Raw genomic sequence first — 24,205 nt, 5'->3', positions numbered from 1 at the left:
GTCCGGTCGGTGCTCACCGCCGGCGGCGGTCCCGGTCGGCCCGGTCGGCGTACCCGGCCGCCTCGTCGGCCTCGGCGGCGGCGGCGACGGCCTCGGCGGCCAGCGCCCCGGCGGCGACCTCGGCGATCCGGGCCGTCTCGGCGGCCCGGCGGGCGGTTGCGGCGAGTACGTCGTGTTCGCGGCGGGCCGCGTGGTCGGCGGCCCGGCGCTGGTCCACGGCCCGGTCGAGTGCGTCGCGAAGGTCGTGTCCGGCCGGGTCCGGGTCGCCGGCCCGCCGCCACAGTTGCCGCAGTTGCTGTACGGAGATCTCGCCACGCCGGTACGCGGTCAGCGCCGCCCGGCTGACGTCGCGTTGGTGTTGCGCGGGCACGGTCGGTGTCCCCGCGGCGGCCGGTCGGCGCTGCCGGGCCGACCGCAGCGCCTGCTGGTAGCGGGCACCGGCGGCTTCCTGCCGCTGCCAGGCCGCGTCGCGGTCCTGCTCGGCGGCGGCCGCGACGCGGCGGGCCTGCTCGGCCCGGACGTGGGCGACGGCGGCTGCCTCGGCGATGGCGGCGGCCTCGGCGGCCAACTCGTCGGCCTCCGCGCGCAGCACCCGACGGTCGACGCCCGGCTGCGGGTCGCGGACCGCCAGCGCGGCGAGGGCGAGCAGGGCGAGCAGCACCAGACAGCTGGCGAGCAGCAGGCCCCACATGCCGGCGCCGGTCGCCACGCGCTCTCCCAGGGTCGGACCGTCCCGCGCCGACTATAGACCTCAATGGATACAGCAGGCCACTGTCCGTACCCGGGTGGTCGCGCGGCGCCCAGCCCGGCGGGGGCGGACGCCGTGGTGAGTAGGGTGTGGGCGTGGCTGGGGCAGTTGAGGCGGAGCGCGGATGAACGGGCCGCTCGCCATCGTGGTCATCGTCGGGGCGTTGCTGGTGGCCGGCTGGGCGCTGCTCTGCGCGGCGCTGGACCGCCCGCCGGGCCTGGTCCAGTACGCCGGCCTGGCGGCCGTCGAGGTCGCGCTGCTGGCGTTGACCGTCGTCGCCGTGGTGGCAGTGGTCGGCGGGCACCACCCCGGTGACCCGCCGGTGTTCGCCGGCTACCTGATCACCACCCTGTGCCTGCCCCCGATGGCGGGGGTGCTCGGCCGGATGGAGCCGACCCGGTGGGGTTCACTCACCGTCGGCGTCTTCTGCCTGGTGATCCCGGTGCTCGTCGTACGGTTGCAGCAGACCTGGGCGGCGGTGGCCGGTGGCTGAGCAGCGGATCGGGGACGGCCGGGCGGCGCGGGACGGCCGGGCGGGCCGGACCCGCAGCGGCCCCGGCCGGGTGCTGATCGGCGTCTACATCCTGTTCGCGATCGCCGCCTCGTCGCGGGCCGGGGTGCAGATCGCCACCCGGTTCACCGAGGCCCCGGTGGCGTACCTGCTGTCGGCGATAGCCGCGCTGGTCTACCTGGTGGCCGCCGCCGGGCTCATCGTCGACGGCCCCGTCGGCCGACGGATCGCGTACGTGTGCTGCAGCGTCGAACTGGCCGGGGTGCTCGGCGTCGGCGCGGCGAGCGTCGCCGTACCGGCCGCGTTCCCCGACGAGACGGTCTGGTCCGGGTTCGGCAGCGGGTACGGCTACATTCCGCTGGTGCTGCCGGTGATCGGGCTGTGGTGGCTGCGCCGGACCAGGAACCGGACCGTCCCCGTTGGCGGCGACGGCGATCAGCTGGCTCCGACGTCGTAACCGGTGCGCAGCCGCAGCCGGATCCAGCGGTAGCCGTACCCGTCGAGGTCGAGGGCGTCGAGCGTGCCGACCGACGGGTAGTCCTGGTCGGCCAGCACCTCGGTGGGCAGCTCAGCGTCGTCAAAGAGGTCACCGAGGTCGACGGTGGCCGGCTCGGCCCCGAGGTTGTGCAGGAAGAGCATCGCGCCGCTGTGGTCGTCGGCGCGGTGCACCAGGACGCCCGGCGGGGCGGGCACGTCGACGTGCGTACAGGCGCCGGCACCGACCTCCGGGGCCTCCCGCAGCGTACGGATCATGCGCTCGAACCAGGCGAGCAGCGAGCCCCGGTCACGGCGCTGCGTGGTGACGTTGACCGTGCGGTAGCCGTACTCGTCGTCGTCGACGATCGGGCGGACCAGGTCGGCCGGGTCGGCGGTGGAGAACCCGGCGTTACGCAGCGGCGACCACTGCATCGGGGTACGGATCGCCTCCCGGCCGTCCAGCGACAGGTCCTCACCCATGCCGATCTCCTCGCCGTAGCGCAGCACCGGGGTGCCGCGCAGGGTGAACTGCAGCGAGTACGCCAACTCGATGCGGCGCCGGTCGTTGCCGAGCATCGGGGCGAGCCGGCGGCGGATGCCGCGCCCGTACAGCCGCATGTGTTCCTCCGGGCCGAACTGGGCGTACACCTCGCCGCGTTGGGTGGCGGTCAGCCGGGACAGGTCGATCTCGTCGTGGTTGCGCAGGAACGTGGCCCAGGAGGCACCTGCCGGCAGCGCCGGGGTGTCGCGCAGCGCCTCGATGACCGGCTCCGGGTCCTGCCGGGCCAGGGCGAGCAGCAGCCGGCCGTTGAGCATGAAGTCGAAGAGCATGTGCAGCCGGTTGGCCGAGCCGCCGGCGTCGGCGAAGTAGTCGACGAGCTGGTCCGGTTCGACGTTGGCCTCGGCGAGCAGAACGGCGTCGCCGCGCCGCCACTGGACGTGCTGGCGCAGTTCGGTGAGGACGTCGAAGTCCTTCGGTGACGACGGCTTGCCCGGCGTGGTGTGCTCGATGATGAACGGCACCGCGTCCATCCGGAACCCGGCGACGCCGAGCTGCAGCCAGAACGACATGATCTTCTTGATCTCGTCGCGGACCTGCTCGTTGCGGATGTCGAGGTCCGGCTGGAACCGGTAGAACCGGTGGTAGTACCAGGCCTTGGCGCTCCGGTCGTAGCTCCACGTCTCGTGCTGCTCGCCGGGAAAGACCATGCCCTGGTAGCGGTCGCTGGGCTCGGTGTCGGACCAGACGTACCAGTCGCGGTACGGCGAGTCCGGCGACGATCGGGCCGACTCGAACCACGGATGCTGGTCGGAGGTGTGGTTGACGACCAGGTCGATGATCACCCGGATACCCCGGTTGCCAGCCTGGTGCAGCAGTTCGGCGAAGTCACCCAGGGTGCCGAAGCGCGGGTCGACGTTGTAGAAGTCGGTGACGTCGTAGCCGTCGTCGCGGCCGGGCGACGGGTGGATCGGGTGCAACCACAGACAGGTGACGCCGAGTCGGGCCAGATAGTCGAGGCGACCGATCAGCCCCGGAATGTCGCCGACCCCGTCCCCATTGGAGTCGACGAAAGTGTCGATATCCAGACAGTAGACGACCGCCTTGCTGAACCAGCGGTCGCTCATGCCCGCACCCCGCCGCTGCCGACGTCACCGGAGGAACCGCTGTTCACGCTCTGCCTGCCCATGACCGGTCAGCTTCTCCAGCGGCCGCGGCCGGCAAACCCTCCGCCGAACCATCGTGCGACAAGTGGCAATTGCCCGACCTGGCCGGCCGTCGCACTCCGTACCCGGTCTGTAATCATCGTGCGGGTTCCGTGGGTCGACCCCGGCGGTCGACGGCAGGTGAAGAGGGCGAGGACATGGCGACCATCTACGACGTCGCGCGACAGGCGAGGGTCTCCCCGGCCACCGTGTCCCGGGTCGTCAACGGGCACGCCAACGTGGACCCGGTGCTTGCCGACCGGGTCCGGCAGGCGATGCGGGAGCTGGACTACCGGCCGAACGCGCTCGCCCGTAACCTGCGGCGCAGCCGGACGACACTGTGGGCGGTGCTGATCAGTGACATCGGCAACCCGTTCTTCACCGCCCTGGTCCGCGGGGTGGAGGACGTCGCCCAGCAGGTCGGCTACTCCGTGGTGCTGTGCAACACCGACGAGGATCCCGCCAAGGAGGCCCGCTACCTCAACGCCGTCCTCGCCGAGCAGGTCGCCGGGGTTCTCATCGCCCCGTCCGGCGCGGCCGGCGACCTGGACCGGCTGACCGCGCTACGGGTGCCGTTCGTGGTGATCGACCGGCAGCTGCACGGCGGCCGGATCGACACCGTACTGGTCGACAACGAGCACGGAGCCCGACTCGCCACCGCCCACCTGGCCGAGTCCGGTTACCGCCGGATCGCCTGTATCACCGGGCGGCGCGGCGTCTACACCGCCAGCAGCCGACTGGCCGGATACCGGCTGGCCCTGGCCGACGCCGGGCAGCCGTACCGGGAGGAGCTGGTCCGGTACGCCGACTTCCGCACCGACGGCGGCTACCAGGCGATGGCCGACCTGCTGCGGATGTCGCCCCGGCCGGACGCGCTGTTCGCCGCCAACAACCTGATGACCGTCGGCGCGGTCGAGTGCCTGGTCGACCAGGGCGTCGACGTGCCGGCGGAGATGGGCGTGGTCGGCTTCGACGATCTGCCGTGGGCACACCTGGTCCGCCCGGCGTTGACCACCGTCACACAGCCGACGTACGAGTTGGGTGAGGCCGCCGCGCACCTGCTCGCCGCCCGGATCGCGGACCCGGACCGGGCCGCGACCACGGTGACCCTGCCGACGAAGCTGCAGGTACGGGAGAGCTCGACCCGCCGCAAGGTGTGAGGCGGGCGGCCGGCGGGTACGGCAAGGACCCGCACGAGCACCCGGGAGCGCCATGGCCGTCACCGTCGACACCCCACCTGAGCAGGCGGGTGGCCTGACCGGCTGGGTGGCCGGCGTCATCGAACGTCTCGGCGAGATCGGCGTCGGACTGCTGGTGGCGCTGGAGAGTGTGATCCCGCCGATCCCCAGCGAGGTGGTCCTCGCGATGGCCGGCTACCTGGCCAGCCAGGACCGGGTCAACCTGGTCCTGGTGTGGCTCGCGGCGACCGCCGGTTCGCTGGCCGGCGCGCTGCTGCTCTACTGGCTGGGTGCGGCGATCGGCGAGCCACGACTGCGGCGCTGGTTGGACAAGCTGCCGCTGGTCGACCCGGAGGACCTGGACTCCGCCGACCGCTGGTTCGACCGGTACGGACGCTGGGCGGTGCTGTTCGGGCGGATGGTGCCGATCGTACGGAGTCTGGTCTCGGTGCCGGCCGGCGCCGACCGGATGCCGTTGACCCAGTTCAGCGTCTTCACCACGCTGGGCAGCGGGGTGTGGAACGCGTTGTTCGTCGGTGCCGGCTTCGCTCTCGGCTCGCAGTGGCAGCAGGTCGAGCGGTACAGCCGCTGGTTCGACGTCGCCGTGTTCGTACTCCTCGGTGGTGTGGTCGTGCACTGGGTGGTCGGGCAGGTACGGCGGCGGCGACGCCGGGCGGCGGCGGACCGCCACCCGGCGTCCTGACCCCGGTACGCCCGGCGGCGTACCCGCTGTGGTCAGCGACCGTCGAGCAAGTCGCGCATCAGCGCGATCTCGCTGGTCTGGTCGGCGTGGATCTTCTCGGCCAGGGCCTTCGCCGCCGGATGGCGACCCTGCTGCTGTTCGATGGCGGCCATCTCCACCGCGCCCTCGTGGTGACGGATCATCATCTCCAGGAACATCCGGTCGAACTGGTCGCCCTCGGCATCCGCCAGGGCCGCCATCTCCTGACCTGTCATCATTCCGGGCATGTCGTGCGCCTCGCCGTGAGCACCGCCGTGCGGGTCGGGATCCTCGGTCGGCAGCGGTGCGCCCCACTCGGTCAGCCAGGTCGTCATCGTTTCGATCTCGGGTCCCTGTGCCGCCGCGATGTCCGCCGCGAGTGCTTTGACCTGTGGATCGCCGGCTCGGCTCGACGCGACTTCGGCCATCTCCACGGCCTGTTGGTGGTGCGGGATCATGCCCTGCGCGAAGGAGATGTCCGCCTGGTTGTGCAGCGCGGCCGGCGACGAGCCAGCGGCTGCGGATGGGCTGGTGGTGTGTCCACCGTCGTGCGAAGTGGCATCACCGCAGCCGGTGGCGAGGGCCGCCACGGCGATGGCGGCTGCGGCCGCAACGGAGAAACCCGACAATGGTCGGTTGGCGTGCATGGGTGATCGACTCCTTGAGCCAGTGGAAAAGGACATGGCGCGGGTGCCCGCAGCTCGCTCCGCAGTACGCGGGCGACGCCGGTCCGGGCAGGAGTCGGCCTAAATTCGCCAGATGGACAGTTCAGCCAGGGTGGGCGGCCCACAACCGGTACCGCGGGCCGCGTCGTGCGCGGCGGTCCACGGCGAGGCCAGCGGTACGGCTGGCGTCGGCTCGCCGGGGGCCGCAGCGCGTGGCGGGGGCGTCACGACCGCCGGTGGGCCGGGCGCGGTGAGCTGGCAGGTGTGGTCCGGATGCCCAGGTGCCGGAGCGGGGCAGCCGTCGTCCTCCAGCGGACAATGGCTGACCCGACCGGCGTTCGGCTCGGGGCCGACGTGTTCGTCCGCCGCTGCCGCGTACCCATTCGGCGCTGACGGGTGGTCGGCATGGTCGTGCCCACTCGTCGTCGAGCCGCCGACGAGCTGGTGCATGAAGACCAGTCCGGTGAGTACGGCGAGCACGGCCAGCGGTCGGAGCCATGCCAGCGTCGACACCGGCCCGCGCTGGCGGACCCGTCGGACATGCCAGCGGACGGTGGTGGACATCGTGGCCATCGTAGTCATCGTCACCCACCTCAGATCGCACTCAGCGGCCGTTACCGCCGGATCACTTGCGAATATACCCCCCTGGGGTATGGTGAAGGCATGGAGACGGACCGGACCCCGCACGACAGGCACGACAGGCACGCCGCCCACGGTGGGCACGACAAGCACGCCGGCCACGACCCGGAGATGTTCCGCCGCAGGTTCTGGCTGAGCCTGGCACTGACGGTGCCGGTCGTGGTCACCAGTCACATGGTGATGGACTGGTTCGGCTACTCGCTGGACTTCACCGGGATGTCCCTGGTCGGACCGGTGCTCGGCTCGGTGGTCTTCTTCTACGGCGGCTGGCCGTTCCTGGTCGGCGGGGTCCGGGAGATCCGCGACCGCGCCCCCGGCATGATGCTGCTGATCTCGATGGCGATCACCGTCGCCTACGTCGCCTCGCTGGCCACCAACATCGGCGCCGTCGACCTGGACTTCTGGTGGGAACTGGCGGCGCTGGTGACGATCATGCTGCTCGGCCACTGGCAGGAGATGAAGGCGATCGGTCAGGCGCAGGGTGCCCTGTCGGCGTTGGCGGCGCTGCTGCCCGACGACGCGGAGCAGATCACCGAGGACGGGCGGACCCACCGCGTGAGCGTGACCGAGCTGCGGGCCGGCGACCTTGTCCTGGTGCGCTCCGGCGGCCGGGTCCCCGCCGACGGACGGATCACCGACGGCGCGGCGGAGCTGGACGAGTCGATGATCACTGGCGAGTCCCGGCCGGTACGGCGGGGCATCGGTGACCCGGTGGTGGCCGGCACGGTGGCGACCGACTCGACGATCCGGGTACGGGTCGAGGCCGTCGGCGAGGAGACCGCCCTGGCCGGTATCCAACGCCTCGTCGCACAGGCCCAGGCCGCCAGCGGCCGGGCACAGGTGCTCGCGGACCGGTTCGCCGCGTTGCTGTTCTACGTGGCGATGGCCGCCGCAGTGCTGACCTTCGTCACGTGGTGGGCGTTCGGCAGCCTCGACCAGTCCGTGATCCGTACGGTGACCGTTCTGGTGATCGCCTGCCCACATGCCCTCGGCCTGGCGATCCCCCTGGTGATCGCCCTGTCGACGGCCGTGGCCGCCAAGGCCGGGATTCTGGTCAAGGACCGGCTGGCCCTGGAACGGATGCGGACCGTGGACGCGGTGCTGTTCGACAAGACCGGCACCTTGACCAAGGGCGCGCACACGGTCACCGCGGTCGCGGCGGCACCCGGGCACCGCGAGGACGACGTACTGCGGCTGGCCGCCGCGGTCGAGGCCGACAGCGAGCATCCACTGGCCCGGGCCATCGTGGCCGCCGCCCGCTCCGGACCGACGAGCACCGCGACCGACTTCCGGTCGCTGACCGGCCGGGGTGTGCGGGCGGACGTCGACGGCACCCGGTACGCCGTCGGCGGGCCGGCGCTGCTGCGCGAACTCGACGCCCGGATGCCGCCGGAGCTGCCGGACACGACCGAGGCGTGGTCGGCACGCGGCGCGGCCGTACTGCATCTGTTGACCCTCGACGGCGACCGCGCCGACGTGATCGGAGCGATCGGGTTGGCCGACGAGGTCCGACCGGAGGCTCGGCAGGCAATCGCCGAACTGCGCGAGCAGGGCATCGACAAGATCGTGATGATCACCGGCGACGCCCGACCGGTCGCTGAGGCCGTCGCCGGCGACCTCGGCTTCCGGCCCGGTGTGGACGAGATCTTCGCCGAGGTGCTGCCCGCCGACAAGGACCGGGCAGTGGCGGACCTGCAGGCGCGGGGACTCACCGTGGCGATGGTCGGCGACGGGGTCAACGATGCTCCGGCGCTGGCCCGCGCCGACGTCGGGATCGCGATCGGGGCCGGCACCGACGTCGCGATCGAGTCCGCCGGGGTCGTCCTCGCCTCGTCCGACCCGCGTGGGGTCACCGGAGTGATCCGGTTGTCGAAGGCCTCCTACCGCAAGATGGTCCAGAACCTGGGCTGGGCCGCCGGCTACAACATCGTGGCGATTCCGCTCGCGGCCGGCGCGCTGGCCTGGGCGGGAGTGACGCTGAGTCCGGCGGTCGGGGCGATCCTGATGTCCGCGTCCACCATCGTGGTCGCTCTCAACGCGCAACTGCTCCGCCGGGTACGACTCACCCCGCAGGACCAGTGAGGCGACGCCGGGTGGTCGGCGTCCGACCGAGGTATGTCGCGACCTACCGGTATTCCTGTGAGGAACAATCATTCCCCACAGGAATACCGGCGGATCCGAGTCACGGTCCCGGCGGTCAGGGCAGCGTCGCGGTCAGGGCAGCGTCGCGGTCAGGGCAGCGTCGCCAGGTGCGGCTTGACGGTACGGGCGAACGCGTTGCCGTTGCTGACGTCCCAGTTGATCGACCAGGTCATCGCACCCCGGATGCCGGGGTAGGTACGTGGCGGCCGGAAACTGCCGCAACTGGTCCCCCGGGCCAGGCAGTCGAGGGCCTGGTTGACCATGGTCGGGGCGACGACACCGCCGCCGGCCGCTCCGGGGCCGGCGGGCAGACCGAGCGCCACCTGGTCGGGCCGCAGGCCGGCTTCCAGCTGCAGGCAGGCCAGGGCGGTCATGAAGTTGACCGTGCCCTGGCTGTAGGCGAAGGCCTGATCGCAGCCGAGCATCGAGCCGGAGTTGTAGAACTGGGTGTGCACCACGGTCAGGATGTCGCGAATGTCCAGAGCCAGCTTGAAGTACGACACCGACGGCGACTGCATGTCGATCGTCTGCGGCGCCATCGTGATGATCAGCCCCGGCCCGGTACGGCTGCGCAGCGTCCGCATCGCCTGGGCCATGTAGGTCGGGTTGAGCCCGTTCTCCAGGTCGATGTCGACGCCGTCGAAGCCGTACTGCTGGATCAGCCGGTACAGGCTGTCGGCCAGGGCGCTCGCCGACGCCGCGTCGTTGACCGCGACCCGGCCGGTCTCCCCACCGATGGAGATGATCACCTTCTTGCCGCGCTGGTGCAGCGTGGCGACGTCGGCGGCGAACTGGGCGTCGGTGTAGCCGCCGAGCGCGGCGGACAGGCCCGGGTCGATGCCGAAGGTGACCTGACCGGGGACGCTGGTGGCCTCGGCGAAGGCGACGGCGATCAGGTCGTACTCGGCCGGGACGTCGCGCAGCCGCAGTTCGACGGCCGGATTGTCGAAGTTGTGCCAGTAGCCGGTGAGGAAGTGTTTCGGCAGCCCGTCACCGGTGGGCGGTGGGGTCGTGGGCGGGGCGGTGGTCGGTGGAGCGGTCGTGGGCGGGGCGGTGGTCGGTGGGGCCGAGGTGGGTGGCGCGGTGGTGGGTGGCGGCTGCTGGCCACCACAGGCCGCCCCGTTGACGGTGCAGTGCAGCGGTGCGCCCGGACCGCTGCCGAGGAACCCGAAGGAGACCGACGCGCCGGGTGCGATGCTGCCGTTCCAACTGCGGTTGGTGAAGGTGAACCGCTGGCCGGAGACGGTCAGCAGGGCGTCCCAGTAGGTGCCGACCGTGGTGCCGGCGGGCAGGTCGAAGGCGACGGTCCAGCTGGTGAGGGTCGCCGTACCGCCGTTGGTCACGGTGATCCGGCCTTCCCAGCCGCTGCCCCAGTCGGAGGTCTTGACGAAGGTCGCGGTGGGGCCGGCGGCGAGCGCCGGGCCGGCCGCCCAGATCACCCCTGCGACGGCGAGGACCGCAGCCAGCACCGGGGCGACTATCCGTACGGGTCTCATCGACATCCCTCCCTCGAAGCAAGCACCAGTGCCGGCAATTATTAGGACTCTTTACAGTTTTGTAAACACCTCTGGTCGGAGGAGCCGGTCGACGGTTCGTGTGTCAGGCCCGAAGGAGCTGCTCCCGCAGGATGTCCGCATGCCCGCAGTGCTGGGCGAGCTCGCGCAGCACGTGCAGGTACACCCAGCGCAGCGGAAGCGGGCCCCGCCGGTTGCCGTGCAGGATGTCGTCCAGCTCCAGGGACGACGTCGCCCGGCGGGACGCTTCGCAGGCTTCGAGGTGTGCGCGTTGGACACTGGCGATCGTGTCCTCGTCGCCGAGAATGAACGACTCGTCCGCCGTCGCGGGCAGCCCGAGCTCCGTACGCGGCCGGCACGTCACGGCCTCGTCGAACCAGACCTTCTCGACGAAGGTCACGTGCTTGACCAGCCCCAGCAGGGTGGTCCGGGAGGGCACCAACGATCGACGGGCCTGTTCCTCGGTCAACCCGTCCAGACAGCTGTTGAGCGCGGCGCGGTGCTCGTCGAGGAACGCCTCGAACTGCACGCGAAGCGGCTGGGTGACGACCTGCTCGGCGAAGGTCGGTGGATAGGTAGGCATACCCGAAGCATCCCAGCCCGGCTGGCCACCGCCGGCTCAGCCCACCATGTGACGGCCGAACCAGGCCAGCATGCGGCTGGGGTCCTTGGCGAACTGCAGGTAGCCGTCCCAGCGGCGGGTGCTGCCCTCGATCCAGAACAGCTCCTTGTCGGGTATCGGGATGTTGTCGTACATGGACTGCACGTCACTGGGGCGGGTCAGGATGTCGTCCTTGACCTGATAGAGGAAGGTCGGAACAGTGACGGACCCGGCTGCCTCGACCGGCGAATCGTCGTCCATGCGCAGGCTGGTGTGGCGGCGAATCAGCTCGCCCAGATCCTCGATGTGGTCGGCGGCGGTCATGCCGACCAGTTCCAGGGAGCGTTCCAGCGCCACCCGTACGGACAGGGGTTGGGGAGCGACCATGCAGCGGACGTCCCTGAACGCCCCGGGATGCATGGCCATCGCCGACATGGTGGCGTTGGCGCCCATGCATCGACTGAACAGACCGATCGCGGGGTCGCGCAGATCCGAGCGGGATCGCGTGTAGGCGAGCGAACCGAGCACGTCGCGCGCGCAATAGCGGGCCGAGATCACGCCACCGTTCGCGGCGCCGCTGTGGCCGGAGTTGCGCATGTCGTAGGCGAGGACGTGATATCCCGCGTCGTGCAGGATCTTGTAGTCGCGGATGAAGTCGACCTCGATGCCGTTGCCGCTCGCGGCCCATCGCGAGTGCCACGGCTCGAGGTGCGAGGGCAGGCCGGCCCGGGTGAAGCCGAGCGGGTGATTGGCGATGACGACCCGTCGCGAGCCGGGCGCGGGGATGAACCAGCCCTCGAGGGGCACGCCGTCGCCGGAGGCGAACGTGACGTTCTCGTAGGCGAGCCCGGCCTCGTCGGGCGTGTGCAGGATCGGTGCGCGTTCGTGTAGGGCACTGAAACCGTCGGCCATCTGTTGCAGGACGTCATCCACGCAGTCGACCTTCGCAGCGCTGTGCGCAACCACCGAGGCAAGGCATTTCAAAGGAGTGCCACTCCTACCCGCTGTCGCGCCCGGTCTTCGTAGCATCGGTGGATGAGCAGCAGCAACACCCTCGGCGACTTCCTGCGCACTCGCCGGGCAGGAAGTCGTCCGGACGACTTCGGTATGCCGTCGGGCGGGCGACGGCGGGTGCCGGGGCTGCGCCGCGAGGAGGTGGCCGTGCTCGCCGGGATGAGCACCGACTACTACGTACGCCTCGAGCGGGGGCGCGAGCGGAACCCGTCGGACGAGGTGCTCGGCGCGCTCGGGCGGGTCTTTGGTCTCGACGGTGACGGCATGGCCTACCTACGGCGCCTGGCCGGTGCGATCCACCCAGGGCTGGCGCGCGATCGCAACCTGCTGCGTTCCTTCTTCCTCGATGCCGGCGAGCGCGATCTCTTCCCGCAGTGGGAGCAGGCCGCCCGTACGGCGGTGGCATGGCTGCGTGCCGAGGCCGACCCGGACAGCGTCCGGCTGGCGTCGCTGGTGGGCGAGTTGACGCTGAAGAGCCACGACTTCGCCCGGTTCTGGGCGCGGCACGACGTGCGAGCCAGGTCGACCGGGCGCAAGACTTTCCGGCACCCGGTCGTGGGTGAGTTCGCGGTCGACTACGAGACGTTCCGGCTCGAAGACGGCAGTGGACACACGCTGACCGTCTATCACGCCGAGCCGGGCGGCCCGGATGCCGACGCGCTGGCCCTGTTGTCCAGCCACGCCGTGACCGGCCGCCTGCCCAGCCAGACCGTTGCCAGTCGAGTCGAGCGGCGGCCGGACGTGCAGGTCTGAAGCCGTTCCCACGACGCTGGCATCGCCCTGGACCGGCCGGGGAGCCCGGCTCGCCCCGCCGAAGCGGGTCGACCGGCCGGGCTCCCCGCCGGATCAGCGCCGGAAGTGGAACCAGTTGACGTTGACGAAGTCGTTCGGCTGGCCGCTGCTGAAGGTCAGGTAGACCGTCTGCCGGCCGGTCACCCCGGAGACGTTGCCGGGCACCGTACGCCAGGTCTGCCAGCCGCCGGTGTCACCGACGGCGAAGCTGCCGATCGGCGCGGCGGTCGGGCTGCCGATGCGGACCTGGACCAGGCCGCTGACCCCGGCTCCGGCGCCGGAGGCGACCCGGGCGATGAAGTCACGCGGCGGGGTCGAGCCGAAGTCGACGTTGTCGTAGCGGGCCCAGTCGCCGTTGGCCAGCCAGCCGATGTTCTGCCCGCCCTCGCTGCACGCCTCGGTCCCGACCCCGTTGTGGGCGTTGAACGACTCGGCCTGGATCGCGGCGTACGCGTTCACCACCCCGCCCGGCGGCGGGGTCGTGGGCGGCGGCGGGGTGGACCCGCCGCCGCGGGTGTAGACGGCGACGTAGTCGACCAGCATCGGTACGCCGGAGACGGTGGCCGCGGTCGGCGTGGTGGAGCCGGCGACGCCGTTCGGGAAGGCGCCGCCCATCGCCACGTTGAGCAGGATGAAGTAGCCGGCGTGGCTGGTCATGTTGGACCAGTGCGGCTCGGGGATCTGCCCCTGCGTGACCGTGTGGTAGTGCTGCCCGTCGACGTACCAGCGCAGCTGCTGCGGGCTGACGCTGGCGTCCCACTCGAAGCGGTAGGTGTGGAACGCCGACTGGCAGGAGGCACCGGGGCAGGCCCGGGAGCCGCCGATGCCGTTGAACTCGTCGCACGGCCCGCCCGGGGCGACGCCGCAGTGCAGCACACCCCAGACGTTGTTCAGCCCGTTGACGTTCTCCATCACGTCGAACTCGCCGATCGCCGGCCAGTTCTGGTAGTTGCCCCGGTACGGCGACCCGAGCGCCCAGAACGCCGGCCAGTAGCCGGAGGCGGCGGCCCCGGTCACGTTCGGCACCTGGATCCGGCCCTCGATCGCCATCACGCCACCGGACGGCGGCTTGAAGTTGCTGCGTACGGTCTCGATGCGGGCGGAGGTCCAGTTGCCGGCACCGTCGCGGATCGGGGTGATCCGCAGGTTGCCGTTGCCGTCGTGGCGGACGTTGGCGGTGCTGTTGGTGTAGGTCTGGATCTCGCCGGTGCCCCACTGCGGCGGGCCGCCGGGGTAGCTGGTGCCGGTGTCGATGATCCAGTTGGCCGACGAGGGCAGCGTGTTGGCGGCGCCGGTGAAGTCGTCGCTCCAGACCAGATTCCAGCCGCTGGGGGTGGGTGGGATCGCGGCGTTGGCGTGCGCGGTGACCGAGGCGACCAGGGCGGTCGCGGTCACCGCCGCCGCGACGGCGACGATCCGGGTACGGGGGCGACGGTGCGGGCCGCGCGCGGGTGCGGTCATCAGGTGCCTCTCTGCGTGGGGGGTGAGAGCGTTCTCTCCGGAGGGGGTGCCGGATGTCGGGCTCAGAGCATCAAGACTGATCAGGACGGACGAACCTCACTCAGGCGAACCGAGAGAGCGCTCTCAGGTGTTGTACGTCGCCGGACCGCACTTGTCAACCACCGTCGATGTCAGCCGCCGCCGGTGCGCTCAGCCGGCTCGCCCGTCAACCAGTGGCGCAGCACGCTCTGCTCCAGCACCGTCCAGGTCGTCGTGGTGGCCAGGTAGAGACCGGCGGCCAGCGGCACCACCAGCGCGACCAGCACCGTGCCGTACGGCAGCAGAGGCAGCAGCCGGCCGATAACTGCCATCGGCGACGGCTCAGCCGGCCCGTCCGCGGCCGCGCGCGGCCGGGCGGCCACCGGAGCCGACGCCGCCCCGTCGGCGGCCATCTGGGCGGCCCGGGCCGAGCGGCGCATCCGACGCGACGTCGCCCGGGCGGCGACCGCCAGTAGCGCCAGCACCAGGCCGAACACACCAGCCTCGGCCAGCCCGGACAGCTGCGGTACGGAGGTGCCCAGCCCGACACCGAACAGCGACCCGGCGAGCAGGCCGTCGGCACCGGACGAGCTGGTCACCAGGTGGTACATCAGGATGAACACCGGTGCCGCGGCCAGCGCCGGCAGACACCCGGCGAACGGTGACGCACCCGCCGAGCGGTACAGCGTCATCGTCTCGACGGCGAGCCGTTGCGGATCGTCGACGTACCGGCCGCGCAGCTCGGCCAGCTGCGGGGCGAGCGCGGCCCGGCGGACCTCGGCCCGGATCTGCAGCCAGGTCAGGGGGCTCAACAGCAGCCGCACCACGACGGTGACGGCGATGATGGCGACAGCGGTGGCGTTGGCCCCGGCCAACGGGGTGAACGCCACCGCCAGCCCGGTGACGAGGTCGGTGGCGTACGCCACGATCGGCTCGAACGGGCCGGCGTCGGCGGGTACGGCGGACAGGACAGCAGTCATCGACAGGATTCCCTTGCACACGGGCGGAACCCGCCCGGGGCGTCGACCGGTGTCGGCGACGCGCGACCCGGGCCGGGCGGCGGTCAGGCGGTGACGAGAGGCCTGCCGGGCGCGCGGGGACGGGGCCGGCCGGGTGCGTCCGGGTCGGCCTGACGGGGAACGTGCCGACCGTCGCCGGGCCGCTGGGCGCCGGGACCCGGTCGGCCCGGCAGCTTGTCGACCGCGGAGGCGTTGCAAACCAGCCGAACGGCCAGGACGGTCGCGATCATCAGGGTGACCGACGCCGCGGCGGCGGCGAGCAGGTGCGTCGGTGGCACGCTGGAGACGGTGATCAGCGACAGGGCGTACGCCCAGATCCCGATCAGGCTCAGCGGAAGCACCGGCACGCAGGCCATGCTAGGAGGCGTCCGCAACCCCGGCCGCGCGACGACACGGCCACGATCCGGACCGGCGACGGCACGGCCACGATCCGGACCGGCGACGATACGACGATGCGACAGCGAGGAGTGGTAGTCAGGGTGCGCACGTCTCACGGAGCACGTCGGTGACCGGCTGGTTCGAGCGCACCATCGTCTCGACCGGCCGGCTCCCGCTGTTCTGCTTCTTCGTCGGGGTGGTCCTCGGCTTCGCCTTCATCCGCTTCTCGGTCCGGATGATCAGGGCCCGGGTCCGCTGGTGGCCTGGCAACATCACCCCTGGTGACCTGCACATCCACCACGTCGTGTTCGGGGTGGTCTTCATGCTGGTCGCCGGGGTCGCCGGGCTGGTGATCCCGGTGGAGCTGACCCTGTGGCGGGCGGTGGCGGCGGCGCTGTTCGGCATCGGCGCCGCCCTGGTGCTCGACGAGTTCGCCCTGCTGCTGCACCTGAGCGACGTCTACTGGTCGGAGCGGGGCCGCACCTCGATCGACGCCGTCTTCGTCGCCGTGGCCGTCTCCGGGCTGCTGCTGATCGGTCTGCGGCCGTTGGGGGCCAACGAGTTCCTCACCGGTGAGACCGACCCGGCGCAGTTCGCCGGCGCGGCGCTCATCGTGATCAACCTGGTGCTGGCCGCCGTCACCCTGCTCAAGGGCAAGATATGGACCGGACTGCTCGGTCTGTTCCTGCCGGTGCTGCTGATCGTCGGCGCGCTGCGACTGGCCCGGCCGCACGCGCCCTGGGCGCGCTGGTTCTACCGGGGCGACAGCCGCTGGGCCGAGTGGCGCCGGACCCGGGCCGCCGACCGGGAACGCCGCTACCGGCAGCCGATCATCCTGGTGAAGATCCGGATTCAGGAGCTGATCGCCGGCCGGCACGACCTGCCGCTGCACCGCCCGCCCCGCCGCTGACCCGCCGGACACCCACCCACCCCACCGGAAACCCGCCCGCCCCACCGCAGCCAGCGCCGCGCGACGCCGATCACCAGCGACGCGCTGCCGACATTCGTACCGCGACCGCCGCCGGAAGGCGCAAGATGGTCACGACGACGACCGGCCCGGGCAGGCACCCTGGTCACGGACCACCGGACCGGTCACGTTTACCCCACCTGACCGGTGGGGTATGCGATCGCCGGCGCGCCGAGCGGCGGCGTGCGACGACAGGCGGTGTCCATATGACCAGCAGTACCGTCGCCGAAGCGCCGTCGCGACACCGGCCCGACGAGCTGACCGTCGGCATCGAGGAGGAGTTCCTCCTCGTCCACCCGGACACCGGCGTCGCCGCCCCGGCGGTCGAGTCGGTCCTGGCCGAGATCCCGCCGGAGCTGCGCGGCCAGGTGCAGCGCGAGTTCCAGACCAGCCAGATCGAGATCGGCAGCCCACCAGGCCTCGACCTGCGCGCGTTGCGGCGGACCCTCGGTACGCTACGCGGCGGGGTCGCCGACGCCGCCGAGCGGGCCGGGGTGCGGCTGCTCGCCGTCGGCACCGCGCCGATCGCCGGGCCGCTGCCGGCGGTGGTCGACGACCCACGGTTCCACCGGATCGTCGAGCGGTACGGCATGCTGGTGCCCGGTCCGGGAAACAACGGGCTGCACATCCACGTCGGCGTACCGGACCCGCGAATCGGTGTCGAGGTGCTCAACCACCTGCGGCCCTGGCTGCCGGTGCTGCAGGCGGTGACCGTCAATTCGCCGTTCTTCGACGGCGTCGACACCGGGTACGCCAGCTGGCGGTCGATGATGTGGGAACGATGGCCTGCGGTCGCGCCGACGCCGTGGCTGCGCTCGCACGAGCACTACCTGTCGTTGATCGACGATCTGATGGCGACCGGGATCATCCTCGACGAGGGGATGCTCTACTGGTACGCCCGGCTGTCGGCGCACTACCCGACCGTCGAGATCCGCATCGGTGACGTCTGCCCGAGCCTGGACGACACGATCCTGCTGGCCGCCCTGGTGCGGGGGCTGGTCGGCACCGCGTTGACCGCCGTCGCGCAGGGCAGGCCCGCGCCGGAGGTGGCGCACCATGTGCTGGCGGCGGCGCACTGGCGGGCTGCCCACGACGGGCTGGAGGGCCGGGCCGTGGATCTGTCCGGCTCCCCCACCCTGCGCCCGGCCTGGCACCTGCTGCGTCGACTGGTCGATCAGATCCGGCCCGAGCTCGACCGGCACGGCGACGTCGGGCTGGTGAACTCTCTGCTCGGCCGGCTGCGGGCGCAGGGCAGCGGGGCGGCCCGACAGCGGGCGGTCCACGCCGGCACCGGTGACCTTCGTGACGTCGTCGGCTACCTGGCCGGTCAGACACGCAGCGCAACCATCATCCCGGCACCGACGGGCGTGGCCCGCAACCGGCTGCCGGCAGCGACCGACCCTGGATCGGAGGAAGTCCGTTGACACACCGGATGGTGGTGATCGGCGGCGACGCGGCCGGGATGTCGGCCGCCTCGCAGGCCCGGCAACTGCGTGGCCCGGACGACCTGTCGATCGTCGCGTTCGAACGCGGCCGGTTCACCTCCTACTCGGCCTGCGGGATCCCGTACTGGATCTCCGGCCTGGTCGACGACGCGCAGGAACTCATCGTCCGCGACCCGGAGACGTTCCGCCGCGACCACCACGTCGACGTGCGGATCCGCCACGAGGTGACCCGGATCGACCTGGACGCGCGCGAGGTCGTCGCCACCTCGTTCGCCGACGGCGGGCGCGAGGTCCGGGAGCCGTTCGACACCCTGGTGTACGCGACCGGAGCACTGCCGGCGCACCCGCCCTGGGCGCGTTCGGCGACCCTGGGCGTGTTCGGGGTGCAGACCCTCGATGACGGGGCGGCGCTGCGGGAATGGCTCGACCAGGACGACCCGCCGCGCCGGGCGGTGGTGGTCGGCGGCGGCTACATCGGGGTGGAGATGGCCGAGGCGATGATCCGCCGAGGGCTCGGGGTGACCCTGGTGGAGCGCAGCCCCCAGCCGATGTCCACGGTCGACCCGGACATGGGGGCGCTGGTCCGGTCGGCGCTGGTCGGGCTCGGCATCGACGTGCGGACCGGGGTGTCGGTCACCGGACTGCACGAGCGGGACGGGCGGGTCTGCGAGGTGCTGACCGACGACGGGTCGCTGCCGGCCGACGTGGTGGTGCTCGGGTTGGGCGTACGGCCCAACACGGCACTCGCCAAGCAGGCGGGGCTGCCCATCGGCGTCACCGGCGGTGTCCGTACCGACCTGCAGATGCGGGTGGTCGGGCTGCCCGAGGTGTGGGCGGCCGGCGACTGTGTCGAGACGTACCACCGGGTCAGCGGCCAGCCGGTGCACGTGCCGCTGGGCACACACGCCAACAAGCAGGGCCGGGTCGCCGGCATCAACATCGGCGGCAGCTACGCCACCTTCCCCGGGGTGATCGGCACCGCGGTCACCAAGGTCTGCGACCTGGAGGTCGCCCGGACCGGGCTGCTCGAGAGGGAGGCGGAGCAGGCCGGCTACGACTACGTTTCAGCGACCGTGGAGTCGGGCAACCGGGCCGGGTACTTCCCCGGCACCGCCCCGATGACCATCAAGCTGCTCGCCGAGCGGCACACCGGGCAGTTGCTGGGGGCGCAGATCGTCGGCAAGTCCGAGGCGGCGAAGCGGATCGACGTACTCGCCGTGGCGGTATGGAACCGGATGTCGGTGGCCGAGATGACCGCGCTGGACCTCGGCTACGCCCCGCCGTACTCGCCGGTCTGGGATCCGGTGCTGGTGGCCGCCCGCCGCGCCAACGACACGGTCGCCCGGACCGACTGACCCGGTCATCGGTGGTGGGGCCGGACCGGCGTTTCCCGCCCGGCTGGGCGGAGGCGGTTAGGCTGGGCAGGGTGGATCCGGCGACGCACCCCAGCGATGACCACCTGCGTGTCTCCGACGCCGAACGGGAACAGGTGGTGGAGCTTCTCGGTCAGGCGACCGCGGAGGGTCGGTTGACCCTCGACGAGTACGCCGAGCGGGCAACCGAGGCGCACAACGCCAAGACCCGTGGCGAGTTGGCCCGGCTCACCGCCGACCTGCCGACGGATTCGGCCAGCCCGTTGCCGGGCGTCGGCGGCGCGGTGGTCGCACGTGGCCCGGCCGGCGTGCCGGTGCCGGCCGGCGGGAACGCCCTGCCGGCCCCGGTGGAACGGATGGTGGCGATCTTCGGCGACGAGGTCCGTAAGGGGCACTGGCTGGTCCCGGACCGGTTGGAGGCGCGGGCGGTGTTCGGCGACTGCAAGATCGAGTTGCAGGACGCTCAGCTGCAGCATCACGTCACCACGATCGAGGCGACGTCGATCTTCGGGTCGGTGACCGTGTACGTGCCGGAGGGCGTCGACGTCCGGATGAGCGGCACGGCGGTCTTCGGCGACAAGAAGTCGAAGCTGACCGCGCTGCCGCGACCGGGCGCGCCGGTCATCGAGGTGGTCTGCAACGTGATCCTCGGTTCGGTGGTGGTCCGCCCACCGAAGCGCAAGTGGTGGTGACCCACCGCCCACCGAAGATCCCGACGATCTTGCAGTTATCGCGAGCTTTTGTCCACTTTGTGCCATGATAAGTGCAAGATCGTCGGGATCTTGGTCAGCCGGGTTGGCAGGTCGGGCACCAATAGGAGTTCCGCGCACCCAGGGCACCGCCAGTGGCACCGGGAACCCTGACAGCGGTGGTGGTGGCGGCGCTGGTGGCGCTGGTGGTGGTGCTGGCGGGGCTGCCGGCGACGGTGTCGCCGCAGCACAGGCAGGGTTGGCCGGTGCGGCGATAGACGTACACCTCGCCACCGTGCCGGTCGGCGCGTGGCGCGCGGCCCATCGCCTCTGGAAGGTGCTTTTCGCGGACCGTGTCGATGCGGCCTCGGTGCACCCCGATCCGCATCAGGTCGACCAGGTCGACCCAGATCGCCTGCCACTGGTCGGCGGTGAGCCGCCGACCTGGTCTTGTCGGGGCGATCCCGGCCCGGAACAGCACTTCGGTGGCGTAGACCAGGCCGACCCCGGCGACAATCGACTGGTCGAGCAGCAGCGCGCCGAGCGGTCTGGCGCTGCGCCGGATCTTTGCGCCGGCGGTGTCCGGGTCGGCGTCGTCGCGCAGCGGGTCCGCGCCGAGCCGGCCGCGCAGCGCGTCGACCTCCGCAGGCGTGAGCAGTTCGCAGGCGGCCGGGCCGCGCAGGTCGACCCAGTGCCGTTGGCTGACCAGCCGCAGCCGGACCTGCCCGACCGGTGGCGGCGGCGCGCCGGCCCCGTCGGTGACGGTGCCGTAGAGCCCGAGGTGCACGTGCAGGATCCCGCCGCCGTTGCCGCCGTCGTAGTGGTGCAGCAGGTGTTTGCCGTACGCCTCGGTGGCCGTGAGGGTGGCGCCGGTGAGCCGCTGCGCGCCGGCCGCGAACCGGCCCTGCGGGCTGGTCGCGACGACCTGCGCTCCGCCCAGTACGACGTGGTGGTGGGCGGCCAGCCGGTGGATGGTGTGTCCCTCAGGCATGGCGACAGAGCCTATCGGCCCGAAGTTCATCGTCGGCGAAACGGTCGCATGGTGGGGGTGTGTGACGGACGGGACGTGTGGGTATCCCGGGAGAAACCGCCGGCTGCACCACCGGGGAGCCGGCGCACCGATAAGGAGGATGGTCTGATGGTCAGGATTCCCTCGCTGACGCGGCGTACGGAGCCGACGGCGTCGGCCGAGACCGCGCCGCCACCCGGCGGCACCACTCGGACCGCGCCCCACCCGACCCCGGCCGACCCGCCGACCGGTGACCGGACGCCGCCGCAGACCGCGACGCCGCCGCAGGGCACGGCGCGGACCGACACCGCAGGCCGCGACGACACGGTACGTCGCAGCGACACCGCCGTCACCGACCCGGCCACCCGGCCGACCGCCCCTGGGCCTCGCCCGGAGCCACCGACCCGGGAGGAGACCACCGGTCGGCCGACTCCCCCGCCGGCTCCGGCCGGCCCCCGCCCCCGGGCCAGCCTGCTGGCCACCCTGAGCCTGATCACCGGGCTCGTCGGCGCGCTGTTCGTCCTCTCCGGCCCCCTCGCGCCGTACGGGATCGCGGTCGGCGTCGTCGCGCTCGCCCTCGGCCTCGGCGGGATCTCGGCCACCGCTCGCCGGCACATCGCCGGGCGGACCGAGGCGCTGATGGGGATCGTCCTCGCCCTCGGGACGATGCTCGTCGGCAGCCTGGCGCTGACCGGCTCGCTGACCTGGCTGACCACCGAGACGGACATGGTGCAGCAGGTACGGCAGTGGCTTGATTCACAGTTTGCCGGAATCTTCTGACGGGCAATTGTCAGCCGGGACGGTGGTTCACCGCCCCACCCGGCCCCCGAAGAAGCGGTGGTTCACCGCAGGGGTGCCGAGAACACCGGTGGTTCACCGGGCACCGCAACTTCGGGGGGCGACAGCGTGGTCGTCCCCCGAAAGCAGGTGTACGCAACGTTTCGCTGGCTGTTCCCATTCATGACGCAACGATTCGCCGCTACAAGCAATCCACAGCAGTGGTTTCTGCTGGTCTGAGCTTCTAGCGTGGAGACAAGCGCCAGCCCACGGCCACCGCCGGGGCGCGCCTTCGACCCCCAGGAGCCAGACACATGACGATGCACGCCACCCACCGGCACTATCTGATGTGCCGGCCGACGTACTTCGCCGTGGAATACGCGATCAACCCGTGGATGGACCCGACCCGCCCGGTCGACCGGGAGTTGGCGATCGCGCAGTGGGAACAGCTGCGCGACACGTACCGGGAGCTGGGTCACACGGTCGACGAGATCACGCCGCTGCCCGGCCTGCCGGACATGGTCTTCGCCGCCAACGGCGCCACCGTCATCGACGGCCACGCCCTCGCCGTACAGTTCCGCGAGCCGCAACGGGCCGACGAGGCCCCCGCCTACCGCCACTGGCTGGAGCAGGCCGGATTCACCGTGCACGAGGCCAAGCACGTCAACGAGGGCGAAGGCGACTTCCTGGTGGTCGGCGACTACCTGCTCGCCGGCACCGGGTTCCGCACCGCACCCGCCGCGCACGCACACGCCCAGGAGGTCTTCGGCCGCCCGGTGGTCACCCTGCAGCTGGTCGACCCGTGCTTCTACCACCTGGACACCGCGCTCGCCGTGATCGACGAACGGACCATCGCGTACCTGCCGGAGGCCTTCTCCCCCGGCAGTCTCGCCGCGCTGCGGCGACTGTTCCCCGACGCGATCGCGGCCAGCCTGGCCGACGCGGCGGCGTTCGGGCTCAACGCGGTCAGCGACGGCCGTAACGTGGTGCTGCCGGTGCAGGCCGAAGGGCTGGCCACGGCGCTGCGCGAGCGCGGCTACCAGCCGATCGGGGTGGACCTGTCCGAGCTGCGCAAGGCCGGCGGCGGGGTGAAGTGCTGCACTCTGGAGCTGAGGGGGTCCGGCCGATGATCGTCGACGGGATGCTGCGGACACCCGGCGCGCTGCGCGACGCCGAACGGTGGACCGCGCACAACTACCACCCGCTGCCGGTGGTGCTCCGCGAGGCCGCCGGCGCCTGGGTCACCGACGTCGACGGAAAACGGTACCTGGACTGCCTCGCCGGCTACTCGGCCCTCAACTTCGGCCACCGGCACCCGACGCTGATCGCGGCGGCCCACGCCCAACTGGACCGGCTGACCCTGACCAGCCGGGCGTTCGTGCACGACCAGTTCGCCGACTTCTGCCGCGAGCTGGCGGCGCTGTGCGGCAAGGACATGGTGCTGCCGATGAACACCGGTGCCGAGGCGGTGGAGACCGCGATCAAGGTCGCCCGCAAGTGGGGCTACCAGGTCAAAGGCGTACCGGACGGGCAGGCCACCATCGTGGTCGCCGCCGGCAACTTCCACGGCCGGACCACGACGATCATCAGCTTCTCGACCGACGCCGAGGCCCGCGCCGACTTCGGGCCGTACACCCCGGGGTTCCGGGTCGTGCCGTACGGCGACCTCGCCGCGCTGGCCGACGCGATCGACGAGACCTGCGTCGCGGTGCTGCTGGAACCGATCCAGGGCGAGCAGGGCGTGGTGGTGCCACCGGACGGCTACCTGACCGGGGTACGCGACCTGTGCACCCGCAACGACGTGCTCTTCGTCGCCGACGAGATCCAGTCCGGGCTGGGCCGCACCGGGGCCACCTTCGCCTGCGACCACGAGGGCGTGGTGCCGGACATGTACCTGCTGGGCAAGGCGCTCGGCGGCGGCATCGTGCCGGTGTCGGCCGTGGTCGCCGACCGCTCGGTGCTCGGCGTCCTGCGCCCCGGCGAACACGGGTCGACGTTCGGCGGCAACCCCCTCGCGTGCGCGGTCGCCACCGAGGTGGTCCGGTTACTGGCCACCGGCGAGTACCAGCGGCGCTCGACCGAGCTGGGTGCCCGGCTGCACGCCGGGCTCGGTGCCCTGCGCGACGCCGGCCAGCTGTCCGCCGTCCGCGGTCGCGGCCTGTGGGCCGGGCTGGACCTGGCCCCCGGGAAGCTCACCGGCCGGCAGGTGTGTGAGCGGCTGGCCGACCGTGGCGTCCTGGCCAAGGACACCCACGGCGCGACGATCCGGCTCGCCCCGCCGCTGGTCGTCGACGCATCCGACGTCGACTTCGCCATCGAACAGCTTTCCTTCGTGCTGCGCTGAGCACACCGGCCGGCCGGGG

At 71.7% G+C, this 24,205-nt stretch carries 24 protein-coding genes; 13 read left to right on the top strand and 11 right to left on the bottom strand.

Translation table 11 applies throughout. From position 1 onward, the window contains the following. Positions 1-13: 13 nt before the first annotated feature. A complete protein-coding gene (locus tag O7623_RS27745; protein ID WP_282225883.1) occupies positions 14-709 on the bottom strand; it encodes a hypothetical protein in 696 nt (231 codons plus the stop codon). A gap of 163 nt (positions 710-872) precedes the next feature. Here O7623_RS27745 and O7623_RS27740 point away from each other — a divergent pair, with 163 nt between their 5' ends. Further along, entirely contained in the window at positions 873-1,241 is a 369-nt protein-coding gene (locus O7623_RS27740; RefSeq protein WP_282225882.1) for a hypothetical protein, read from the top strand. Between the two features lie 7 nt (positions 1,242-1,248). Further along, positions 1,249-1,716 (top strand): hypothetical protein, encoded by a 468-nt coding sequence (locus O7623_RS27735; RefSeq protein WP_282229613.1) that lies wholly within the window; start codon positions 1,249-1,251, stop codon positions 1,714-1,716. Here the strand turns inward: O7623_RS27735 and O7623_RS27730 are convergent. Continuing rightward, positions 1,695-3,362 (bottom strand): alpha-amylase family protein, encoded by a 1,668-nt coding sequence (locus O7623_RS27730; protein ID WP_282225881.1) that lies wholly within the window; start codon positions 3,360-3,362, stop codon positions 1,695-1,697. The two genes, O7623_RS27735 and O7623_RS27730, sit on opposite strands and share 22 nt — an antisense overlap. A gap of 236 nt (positions 3,363-3,598) precedes the next feature. On the opposite strand from O7623_RS27730, the gene O7623_RS27725 reads away from it, so the two are divergent. After that, a complete protein-coding gene (locus tag O7623_RS27725; protein WP_282225880.1) occupies positions 3,599-4,600 on the top strand; it encodes a LacI family DNA-binding transcriptional regulator in 1,002 nt (333 codons plus the stop codon). A 52-nt stretch (positions 4,601-4,652) separates the two neighbouring features. Next, a complete protein-coding gene (locus O7623_RS27720) occupies positions 4,653-5,321 on the top strand; it encodes a DedA family protein (RefSeq protein WP_282225879.1) in 669 nt (222 codons plus the stop codon). A 32-nt stretch (positions 5,322-5,353) separates the two neighbouring features. Here O7623_RS27720 and O7623_RS27715 read toward each other — a convergent pair whose 3' ends face one another. Together O7623_RS27715 and O7623_RS27710 are read right to left on the bottom strand one after the other, a co-directional pair. Continuing rightward, positions 5,354-5,986, bottom strand: a complete 633-nt coding sequence (locus O7623_RS27715) for a DUF305 domain-containing protein (protein ID WP_282225878.1) — start codon at positions 5,984-5,986, stop codon at positions 5,354-5,356. 99 nt (positions 5,987-6,085) lie between these two features. Continuing rightward, positions 6,086-6,568 (bottom strand): DUF6153 family protein, encoded by a 483-nt coding sequence (locus tag O7623_RS27710; protein WP_282225877.1) that lies wholly within the window; start codon positions 6,566-6,568, stop codon positions 6,086-6,088. 99 nt (positions 6,569-6,667) lie between these two features. On the opposite strand from O7623_RS27710, the gene O7623_RS27705 reads away from it, so the two are divergent. Further along, on the top strand, positions 6,668-8,725 hold the full coding sequence (locus O7623_RS27705; RefSeq protein WP_282225876.1) for a heavy metal translocating P-type ATPase: 2,058 nt from the start codon (positions 6,668-6,670) through the stop codon (positions 8,723-8,725). A 149-nt stretch (positions 8,726-8,874) separates the two neighbouring features. Here O7623_RS27705 and O7623_RS27700 read toward each other — a convergent pair whose 3' ends face one another. The 3 genes from O7623_RS27700 to O7623_RS27690 form a co-directional block, all read right to left on the bottom strand. Then, positions 8,875-10,281, bottom strand: coding sequence for a cellulose binding domain-containing protein (locus tag O7623_RS27700; protein WP_282225875.1), 1,407 nt, complete (start codon positions 10,279-10,281; stop codon positions 8,875-8,877). A gap of 103 nt (positions 10,282-10,384) precedes the next feature. Further along, positions 10,385-10,882, bottom strand: coding sequence for a DinB family protein (locus O7623_RS27695; RefSeq protein ID WP_282225874.1), 498 nt, complete (start codon positions 10,880-10,882; stop codon positions 10,385-10,387). Between the two features lie 36 nt (positions 10,883-10,918). Further along, positions 10,919-11,833, bottom strand: coding sequence for an alpha/beta hydrolase (locus tag O7623_RS27690; protein WP_282225873.1), 915 nt, complete (start codon positions 11,831-11,833; stop codon positions 10,919-10,921). Positions 11,834-11,935: 102 nt separating this feature from the next. On the opposite strand from O7623_RS27690, the gene O7623_RS27685 reads away from it, so the two are divergent. Beyond that, on the top strand, positions 11,936-12,667 hold the full coding sequence (locus O7623_RS27685; RefSeq protein ID WP_282225872.1) for a helix-turn-helix transcriptional regulator: 732 nt from the start codon (positions 11,936-11,938) through the stop codon (positions 12,665-12,667). A gap of 93 nt (positions 12,668-12,760) precedes the next feature. Here O7623_RS27685 and O7623_RS27680 read toward each other — a convergent pair whose 3' ends face one another. The 3 genes from O7623_RS27680 to O7623_RS27670 form a co-directional block, all read right to left on the bottom strand. After that, positions 12,761-14,167 carry a glycoside hydrolase family 16 protein gene (locus O7623_RS27680; RefSeq protein ID WP_282225871.1) on the bottom strand — a complete coding sequence of 469 codons (1,407 nt, stop codon included), beginning with the start codon at positions 14,165-14,167 and terminating at the stop codon, positions 12,761-12,763. Positions 14,168-14,337: 170 nt separating this feature from the next. Next, positions 14,338-15,165 (bottom strand): membrane protein insertase YidC, encoded by an 828-nt coding sequence (yidC, locus tag O7623_RS27675; protein WP_282225870.1) that lies wholly within the window; start codon positions 15,163-15,165, stop codon positions 14,338-14,340. An 83-nt stretch (positions 15,166-15,248) separates the two neighbouring features. Further along, a complete protein-coding gene (locus O7623_RS27670; protein WP_282225869.1) occupies positions 15,249-15,551 on the bottom strand; it encodes a DUF6412 domain-containing protein in 303 nt (100 codons plus the stop codon). A 158-nt stretch (positions 15,552-15,709) separates the two neighbouring features. Between O7623_RS27670 and O7623_RS27665 the strand changes: the two genes are divergently transcribed. The 4 genes from O7623_RS27665 to O7623_RS27650 all read left to right on the top strand — a co-directional run bounded on the left by O7623_RS27665 (position 15,710) and on the right by O7623_RS27650 (position 20,059). Further along, positions 15,710-16,492 carry a hypothetical protein gene (locus tag O7623_RS27665; RefSeq protein ID WP_282225868.1) on the top strand — a complete coding sequence of 261 codons (783 nt, stop codon included), beginning with the start codon at positions 15,710-15,712 and terminating at the stop codon, positions 16,490-16,492. Positions 16,493-16,755: 263 nt separating this feature from the next. Then, complete coding sequence (locus tag O7623_RS27660; RefSeq protein WP_282225867.1) at positions 16,756-17,973, top strand: glutamate--cysteine ligase; 1,218 nt, start codon at positions 16,756-16,758, stop codon at positions 17,971-17,973. Then, positions 17,970-19,349, top strand: coding sequence for an FAD-dependent oxidoreductase (locus O7623_RS27655; RefSeq protein WP_282225866.1), 1,380 nt, complete (start codon positions 17,970-17,972; stop codon positions 19,347-19,349). The genes O7623_RS27660 and O7623_RS27655 overlap by 4 nt, the downstream gene beginning before the upstream one ends. Before the next feature lie 71 nt (positions 19,350-19,420). Continuing rightward, positions 19,421-20,059, top strand: coding sequence for a DUF1707 domain-containing protein (locus tag O7623_RS27650; RefSeq protein ID WP_282225865.1), 639 nt, complete (start codon positions 19,421-19,423; stop codon positions 20,057-20,059). Positions 20,060-20,153: 94 nt separating this feature from the next. Here O7623_RS27650 and O7623_RS27645 read toward each other — a convergent pair whose 3' ends face one another. Next, positions 20,154-21,047: a DNA-formamidopyrimidine glycosylase family protein gene (locus O7623_RS27645; RefSeq protein ID WP_282225864.1), complete on the bottom strand. Its 894-nt coding sequence runs from the start codon at positions 21,045-21,047 to the stop codon at positions 20,154-20,156. 147 nt (positions 21,048-21,194) lie between these two features. Between O7623_RS27645 and O7623_RS27640 the strand changes: the two genes are divergently transcribed. The 3 genes from O7623_RS27640 (at position 21,195) to rocD (ending at position 24,186) form a co-directional block, all read left to right on the top strand. Continuing rightward, on the top strand, positions 21,195-21,845 hold the full coding sequence (locus tag O7623_RS27640) for a hypothetical protein (protein ID WP_282225863.1): 651 nt from the start codon (positions 21,195-21,197) through the stop codon (positions 21,843-21,845). A 317-nt stretch (positions 21,846-22,162) separates the two neighbouring features. Next, a complete protein-coding gene (gene ddaH, locus O7623_RS27635; protein WP_282229612.1) occupies positions 22,163-22,972 on the top strand; it encodes a dimethylargininase in 810 nt (269 codons plus the stop codon). Next, positions 22,972-24,186, top strand: a complete 1,215-nt coding sequence (gene rocD / locus O7623_RS27630) for an ornithine--oxo-acid transaminase (RefSeq protein ID WP_282229611.1) — start codon at positions 22,972-22,974, stop codon at positions 24,184-24,186. Before ddaH ends, rocD begins: the two co-directional genes overlap by 1 nt. Positions 24,187-24,205: the final 19 nt, after the last annotated feature.

Source organism: Solwaraspora sp. WMMD791 (genome assembly GCF_029581195.1).
GTDB lineage: Bacteria > Actinomycetota > Actinomycetes > Mycobacteriales > Micromonosporaceae > Micromonospora_E.
Note: the sequence above shows the minus strand (reverse complement) of the source record. Positions and strands in the feature narration are given on the sequence as shown.